Below are 1,530 nucleotides of genomic sequence, written 5' to 3' on the forward strand. Positions count from 1 at the left end.
CCACCGCCGCCACGAACCCGGGAATTCCAACACTTTGTTGCCGCACGACGGCGGGAATCACCAGGACGGCGAGCAACGCCAGACCGCTGATGGCGGGCATTCTGAGGGTGGTGGCCAGCGTGTCGGTGAGAATCGCGATCAGACCCAGCCCCGCGCAGATGACCATGAAAATACCGGTCCCGGGCAATACCGGCGCCACCTGTGACACCACCGTGTTCTCGGCATGATTCAACAGGACCGCCAGCCGCCCGGCCGAGCCTTCGCCGGGGAAGACCCCGAAGACGTTCTGGGTGGGGAAGAACTGCCAGACCAGCGATCCCACGAGGGCCAGGATTCCAGCGACCGGGACCAGCGCACCCGGTAGACGGATGCTTCTGGCAACACCCATGACCAGCAGCACACCGCCAACGGTGAATGCCACCGGGTTAAGCCAGGTCCAACCCAGCACCACCGAATTCAGGTTCAGGGAGGTCAGCATGACGGCGACAAATACTGCTGCCGTCGAGACCCAATGCCGCTGGTCGGTCCGAAACCGTCGACCGGTTTGCGGCGCCAACCGCTGCGGCGAAAGCGCGGGGCGGGGCAAGGTAGAGGTCACGGTTGGCCGCCAGGCGATGTGGTCGTGGAGCGGACCGCGCCCCGCACCGTGTCAGCTTTAATAGTGCCAGCCCCGACAGTGTGAGCCCCGACAGCGCCAGCCCCGACAGTGTTAGCCCCGACAGCGCCAGCCCCGACAGTGGTCTTTGCTGTTGATGCGCTGGCCCCGACAGGGGAGTCGAAGTAGGTCCAGGCAGCTGCCAGATCGGCGGAGGGCGACACCGCCACCGCGTGCCAGCCGGCAGCACGCAGGATTTCCATTACCGGATGCAGGTCCTGGGGCCGGTCAGCGACCAGAATTGCAAACGAGGTGGACCCGTACTCGGTGGCAGCGGCCAGGTCCCGTGCCTCGGCGACGGTGATGGCGCCAAGGATAGCGATCAGGGGGCCGCGGTTCCGGTAGGAGGCGAGCTTGTCCATCATTGGGTCACCAAACGGCTGACGTCGTGCAGACGGTGCTGTGCCGGTGTTGACGGGCGATGGGCTGCGCCGCGAGTGCCGCCGGCTAGTAGTCCGTTTGGACAGATCGGGGAAGAGCTCCAGAGCGGCCAGCCCCTCCGCAACGTTATGGATCCCCGTCTGTCCTGCGTGTTCCTCGTCCTCCGGCCATGGAGCGGACACCGACGATTGCAGGGCTGGGGCGCCGGTCTCATCCACAAACCGCAGGGCATAGTTGCGTTCGAGCAGGTGCGCGGTGATGGACATCGCAGCGATGACCGCCCATTCGAAGCCCGGAGCAGATCGCAGCGACGTGCCATCATCCTCCAGGTCGGCACCGAATGCGCCGATCACCCCTGAGCTGTACCTGATCTGGCGTTGTTCGAGGATGAGGGTGGCCTCGGGCGTGGTGACCGACTCTTCCTGGCGCACCATCAACTCATTGTGTCGTGCGGTCGCTGCCCAGTGGACCCGGCGCATCGGATCGCCGGGCCG

Annotated in this window: 2 protein-coding genes; both read right to left on the reverse strand. The window is 65.7% G+C overall.

What is annotated here, in order from left to right; translation table 11 throughout:
• A partial coding sequence (locus K728_RS18885) for a DUF3488 domain-containing protein (protein ID WP_035747597.1) occupies positions 1–598 on the reverse strand: 598 nt, incomplete at its 3' end.
• On the reverse strand, positions 595–1,530 hold a 936-nt coding region (locus tag K728_RS18890), incomplete at its 5' end, for a DUF58 domain-containing protein (RefSeq protein WP_156911237.1). The genes K728_RS18885 and K728_RS18890, both read right to left, overlap by 4 nt.

The organism is Arthrobacter sp. CAL618, assembly GCF_000468215.1.
In the GTDB taxonomy this organism is placed as follows: domain Bacteria; phylum Actinomycetota; class Actinomycetes; order Actinomycetales; family Micrococcaceae; genus Arthrobacter_D.